The sequence below is a fragment of the Paenibacillus sp. 01L418 genome (assembly GCF_056400045.1).
The window spans coordinates 1-6739 of the sequence record NZ_JBFTSN010000350.1; the positions used below are offsets into that span (position 1 = coordinate 1).

Genomic DNA, 6739 nt, shown 5'->3' on the forward strand with positions numbered 1-6739 from the left:
GTAGATAGATTAGTGAAGCTCACAGGTATCGATATGTTTAAAGGGCTCTCTAATGTAGAGCTTGCGAAGCTGCTGGGGATGCTTGATAAACAACAGATTCCTGCGGGAACGAGGTTGTTCCATCAAGGCGAGCATGGCGATCAAATGTTCATCATAGAAAGCGGCACGATTGAGCTATTCTCAAAAACGGATGACAGCGTTCGGCGTTCGCTTGCCGTGCTTGGGCCAGGCGAGGTTTTTGGTGAAATGGCTCTGCTTACTGGGGAAGCGCGGTCTGCTGAGGCCGTAGCTGCGGAGGATGCTGTACTGCATATCATTGACAGCAGGATGTTTGATCGCCTTGTTGCTGAGAATGCAATTTTCTCATCCTATTTCATCAAGCTGCTTTCGCAACGATTGATCGCAACGAATGCGAAGCTTCAAGCATCTAAGAAAACGGAATCCGAGCGAATTACGTATGAGCTTGGACAATTGCGCGAGCTATCGGCTCGTTTTCTGCAGTGGTGCGCACATGTTCCTCTTATTAGCAGAGGGCTTGTGGAGCATACCTATGGCATGACGATGCAAAGGGAGCTTTCAGAAAATCTCTTCCTTCGGGAGTGCTTTCAAGATGATCCATTAACATCGGAATGGTTGACTCTTGCAAGCGGTATCAAGCCAGTTCTTAATGATATAAGCAAGGAACGGTATGGGTACGAGGAGATGGCTGGATGGCTGGAAAAAGCGACCTCGTGGTATGTTTCTCAAGGCAACTGGGTCGCATTCATCATGATCCAAGCGGATAAAGGGAACTGGCCAGCAGCGCTAGACACGTATGCTCGCATAGAAGGAGAGGTTACGGATCATCAGCGCGCAGAGCTTTTTCGTACCATTAGCCGCTGCCCTAGAGATATACTTGCAGGAAATTACACGGTGCTGCAAACCTATCTTCCTTACTGTGAGAAAAATGCGCCGGAAATTGGGCTTGCTGTTATAGAAGCCTCTTTAAATCAGCCTAACAAATTTCAATCGCATGAGCTTTTGTTTTTGTACGAGTGCGGAACGGAGCTTAGCAGACGTGTGGGCAGAAACAATCAAGCGCTGGATTACTTGAAGCTGGCGGATGCATTAGCAAGCACTTTATCCTTCAATAAAGTTGAATTGCCGGATGCTGATCGGGCGTATGGGTTAGCCAAACAAAAGCTGGCTAGAAAACGCAGCGAGGTGCTTGTGAAAGGCGCCGGACGTTTGTTGAAGGGGAATCGTGCTGCAGAAGCAGGGGCTGTCATGGCGGCACTGCTCTGCATCATATTTTCTTTCCTATTAGATCCTATTGGCGGTTTATCTGAGGCGGGCATGCGGTTTATCGGAATTGCGCTAGCCGCAGTCATTATGTGGATTGTTCCGATTATGCCGGATTACATTGTGGCGCTTGGCATGATTATGCTGTGGGTGATGGGGGGTGTTGCCTCTCCGGAAACGGCACTCTCGGGATTTGCGTCAAGCTCGTGGCTCTTCATGATTTCTATTATGGCAATAAGTGCGGTAATAACAAAATCAGGCATTTTTTACCGCTTTGCACTCCATGCTTTAAAAAGATTTCCTGCCCATTACCGCGGACAGCTTTGGGGCATTATTGCAGGCGGGGTCCTGCTTAATCCGCTGCTTCCTTCATCCTCTGCCAAGGTATCGCTTGGCGTTCCGATGGCACAGACGCTCGCCGAATCGCTCGGCTTTGAAGAGAGGAGCAAGGGAGCCGCTGGCCTTGGGCTGATTGCTATGATTTTCTTTGGCTTTACCGCGCCTTTTGTTATGACAGGCTCATACACCAATATTATGGCTTATGGCCTTGCTTCTACAGAGCAATCGGTATCGTGGCTGCAATGGTTATTGTATGCGCTGCCGGGGTTTGTTATTTTTGGCACTGTGTTGATTATCGTATTGCTCTTTATGTTCCGTAAGATCGAGCCTGCCAAAGTTGTCACAGGCGAAGTGCTCAATGAACAGCTGAAGCTGCTTGGCCCGCTTACAAAGGATGAGCGAGTATCGCTCTGGACGATTATATGCTGCATTGGGCTTATGGTGCTTCAACCGCTTCACGGGATTGAGAGTACATGGATTATGTTGATGGGTTTTGCGGTTTTAGTTATTAGCGGCGTGCTCGATAAACAGACGGTTTCTACCGGAATAGATTGGACTTTTTTATTGTTTCTCGGGGCTGCATTTAGCTTTGCGGGCGTCGCCGAGCAGCTAGGAATTGCTGAGCTGTTATCCTCCTTTCTTGGAGAGCATATGTCTGTTTTTGTCAGCACGCCTGCCTTATTCCTTGTTGCAGTCATTCTCGTTTCCTTTATCGTTACGCTAGTCATTCGAGATGATCCAGCTGTTATTTTACTTATCACCGCTATTGTTCCTTTAGGAGAAACAGTAGGCATTCATCCTTGGGTGCTCGTGTTTGTCATATTGCTTGCAACAGATCCGTTTTTCTTTGCTTATCAGTCCCCTACCTATTTAACTGCCTATTACAGCTCGGAGGGGAAAGCGTTTACCCATCGTCAAGCCGGGAAGCTTGCACTCGGTTATGCGTTTGSGGTTCTGCTTATAGCTGTGCTCTGTGTTCCATATTGGAAGTGGCTTCATCTCATTTGACGGAAAAGAAGGGAAAGGAGGATATTATGAAAATAAAGCTTATACATATTATGGCCCTGCTTGCTGTACTGGCTATTTTCTTCTTGTATAGAGGAACATTTGATCGAATGGACTATTTTTTCCAAGATCGTTTTATGCAAAAGGAAAGCCCTGTCGAAACTCAAATTGCCATTATCGCTATTGATGATGAAAGCGTGAGTGAGTTTGGGAGCTGGCCTTGGAATCGAAATGTTCATGCTCAATTGGTTGATATGCTCTCCGAAGGAAAACCGGCAGTTATTGCGTTTGACGTCACTTTCCCTGCACCGTCGGCAGACGATCCATCATCGGATGAAGCGCTAATCAGCGCAGTGAAAAATGCGGGCAATGTCGTATTTCCCGTATATGGAACATTTGAAGCTTCAGCCAAGCAGGGCGCAATTGACGCACTTGAAATATCTGAGCCGTTCCCGGCACTTAAGGAAGCGGCAGCGGCGGTTGGACATATCAACACGATACCGGACCGCGACCACGTTGTACGCAACTCTTTATATCGTTTTATGTATGAGGGCGAGCAGGTCGAAAGCTTTTCTTGGACAATTTATAAAATGTACATGGAGCGCCTCGGCAAAAGTGTAAGTGCGGATATGCTTCCGCTTGATGCATTTGGACAGTTTCATATTCCCTATACGGAGCGGCCAGGGCAATATGAAGCGATTCCTTACGCTGCTGTACTGAACGGAGATGTGCCTGCGGAGTATTTTCAGGATCGCATTGTGCTTATTGGACCGTATGCCACGGGCTTCAAGGATGAGTACCTGACGCCATTGCAGGTGAAAAAAATGATGTACGGGGTGGAAATACACGCGAACATTATACAGGCTCTGCTCGAAAATGATCTTAAGCATGAGCTCAATTGGAAATGGAATGCGTTGATTTTGCTCCTTGCGGCTTCGCTTGCCTACTTCTTATTCCGGAAGTGGAATATGCTTATCTCGTTTTTGGCGGTTGCGGTTATTCTTGTTGCGTTTGTAGTAGGAAGCAGCTACTTGTACGGTCAGGGAATCATCATATCAATCGGCTACGTGGTGCCGCTGCTAATTATTAGTTGCATCATTGTTGTTGGGTTCCATTACGTAGAGGAATTGCTGGAGCGGCGCAGAGTGACGGATATATTCGGCAGATACGTGGCGCCTGAGGTCGTCAACCAGATTTTGAAAAATGGTGAAGAGGGCCTAAAACTGGGCGGAACGCGCCGTGAGTTAACTGTGCTTTTTGTCGATATTCGCGGCTTTACGCCTCTCTCAGAGAAGGCGGAGCCGGAGGAAATCGTTGAAATATTAAATGAATACTTGGATCTTGCCGCCAACTGCATCTTTAAATTCGAAGGTACGCTGGATAAGTTTATCGGTGATGCAGCCATGGCGATTTTCAATGCGCCGCTGCTTCTTGAAGACCATCCAATGCGAGCGGTGGAAGCGGCGTGGGCAATGAAAGAGGGCTCAGCCGCATTGGAGCGCAAGTTAATTGAACGATTTGGCTTTGGTGTGAAGTTTGGTCTTGGCATTCATACGGGGCCAGCCGTCTTCGGCAACATTGGTTCGAAGAGCAGGATGGACTACACCGCTATTGGAGACACGGTTAATACGACAGCTAGGCTGGAGAGCAACGCAAAGCCCGGACAAATAATTATGAGCGATGCGGTCTATCAGGTGGTTAAAGATCGTGTTATTGCAAACGCTCTTGGCGAGATCAAAGTAAAAGGAAAAGAACAGGGCATCTCAATCTATGAATTGGAGGGACTAAAATGAAGACGTTAAAGCTAGTTTTTGTGACTTTGCTAGTCATGGCCATTATTATGCCGACATCTGTTTTTGCGAAGGATACGGAAAAGGCGGGGAAAATAACGACCATTTCAGGCAAAGCGGAAGTGAAAAAGAGCGGCGGGTCCAAAAAATTTAATGCTTTTAAGGGAATGGCTATAACAAAAGGCGATACGATACTAACCGGCAGTGATGGGAAAGTAATGATGGACCTGGACAGCGATAAAGAAGTCGCGATTGGCACGGATACCACGCTTGTTGTAAGTGAACTGGTCAAAAGTGCAAAGGCACTGGGCGGAAAAACGAGCCTAAGCCTGCTAAAGGGGAAGGTTCTTGTCACGATTAAGAAGAAGCTTGACGGCGATTCTAGGTTTGAGATCGAGACACCAACTGCCATTATGGGCGTTATGGGGACGCAGTTTACCGTTTCGTATGAGAATAACGAGAGCTACTTGGGTGTATTTGAAGGCGCAGTAAAAACGAAGCATGGTCCAGGGCTAACGGACGAGACGACGGTTAATCCGAATGAACAGCTGCCACTGAATAAAGATGGGGCAGGAGTAAAGGAAAAGCTGAATTATCTCGATCTTCCGTTGGTCGGCCTGGAGCATTATCTTCTGCTGCTCCAAAAGGACGCCAAAGCAGATAAGGCATTAATTGAGCAAGTTAAAGCACTCATTGAAAAGAAAAAACAAGAGGAAGCGGCGGCAGCTGCAGGCGGTAGTGGAGGTTCACAATCCAACTCTACTATTGTATATGAGGACAATGCGGGAACAGGCGGCAGCAGCGGTGGAGGCGGCAACCCAGTCGTGACGCCAACGCCAACGGCGTCACCGACGCCAACACCAACGCCAACACCAACGCCAACACCAACGCCAGAACCTGTGCCGCCAACGCTAGATTTAACGATGTTTTATAATCATTTAGAATCGTATATGAAAAATGATAAAACGTTTATTTTGCCATTTACGACAACACTTGCTCTTAATGATTCTAGTGCAAATATCGTCAAATTTGAGGTGCGTCAGGATGACGCTGGTGAATTTGAAAGTCTAGATATCGTTGAGACGGTTGATATACATCCATCTGAACCTAATCAGCTGGTGGTTAAATTAAAAGAAGCTGTGCAGTACGGATCAATAATTCGTATAACGGTCTATGAAAATAAATTAAAAAATTCGGAAACCAATGATGTGCAGACGAATGAACAAGTTACAGCAAGAGGAGAAATGGAACAAGGGTTTCAATTTATAAATAACAGTGAATACCCGCCAATTGAATTTATTTTAGGGAAAACCGATTACTACACAACTATATTCTTTAGAACTTTTGGTTATGGAATGCCTGAATGGCCTTCTGAGGGGAACTCCCCGTACATCAGAATAACTAGAGTTTGCCCAATTGAAGAAACGGAGGAGTGTTACCCGTTTTTTGAATATAACCTTAGCGGTGCCTTACTATTTAGCATGACTGGTCCTGATACGGCAATGGTTATGTTAAAAGGAAATTATTTTGCCGAAGGCAATTTACAGCCTGGAGCATATCGCTTAAGTGTTTCTTTAAAAAACGGCAGTAATGGTCAGGTTGAAAACTTTCTAGAGCTTGATATTACGGTACGGGTAGCTAATCCTCCGGAGGCTTTAACCAAAGCGGCATTTATGGAGGATGAGTATACGTTAGTGCTTCCATTTACTACGAGCCTTGCTTTTGGGAATTATTTTCCAAAAGATGGTTTGATAATTTATAAATGCGACGCGGTAGAGCTTCCAGAGGGCAGAACATGTAGAAATGCGGAGCTGCCCCTCCTCAACATAACGGATATTGAGAGTGTTGCTGTTGACCAAGATAATCAAACGCAGCTCATTGTAAAGCTTAAAAATCCCATTGCATACAACTCAAATATTGATGTGTATGTAAAACCGAATGCTTGGAAGAACCCAGTTAAAGGTGATTTGCAAGAAAACGAGCAGCATTTCTCTTTAGATAGCAAAGTAACGGCCTTTCCTAGATACGTAGATTTTGAGAACAGGCCCGCTATAGTGAAGGATAAGGAGCTTTTCATCTACACACATGGTTATGAACTGGGAGAGATAATGATTAATGGAAATTTTTGCGTGGAAGAGCCATCTTGCTTTTGGTTTGAAAGTATGCCGCTAGAGAGCGATGCATATGAGCTCGAGAATGATGGTGAATATACAAAACTCATACTTAAAGGATCTTATTTCAGTATGGAACTAGCAAGAGGCGAGGGAAATATTACAATACCCATTATGAAAAAAGAGGAACAAATTGACGAGATAATTATACCC

General features: G+C 45.8%; 3 protein-coding genes. All 3 read left to right on the forward strand.

Going from position 1 to position 6739, the window contains the following annotated elements:
* Positions 1-2628 (forward strand): SLC13 family permease (locus AC1DSE_RS27240; RefSeq protein ID WP_477528499.1); only part of this gene is annotated, 2628 nt, incomplete at its 5' end.
* A 26-nt stretch (positions 2629-2654) separates the two neighbouring features.
* Positions 2655-4418, forward strand: a complete 1764-nt coding sequence (locus AC1DSE_RS27245; RefSeq protein ID WP_477510758.1) for a CHASE2 domain-containing protein — start codon at positions 2655-2657, stop codon at positions 4416-4418.
* Positions 4415-6739 (forward strand): FecR family protein (locus AC1DSE_RS27250; RefSeq protein WP_477528500.1); only part of this gene is annotated, 2325 nt, incomplete at its 3' end. The genes AC1DSE_RS27245 and AC1DSE_RS27250, both read left to right, overlap by 4 nt.

What these genes read in the sequence shown, in the direction of transcription:
- AC1DSE_RS27245 (WP_477510758.1), top strand. Translation starts at nt 2,655, where the DNA reads ATGAAAATAAAGCTTATACATATTATGGCCCTGCTTGCTGTACTGGCT.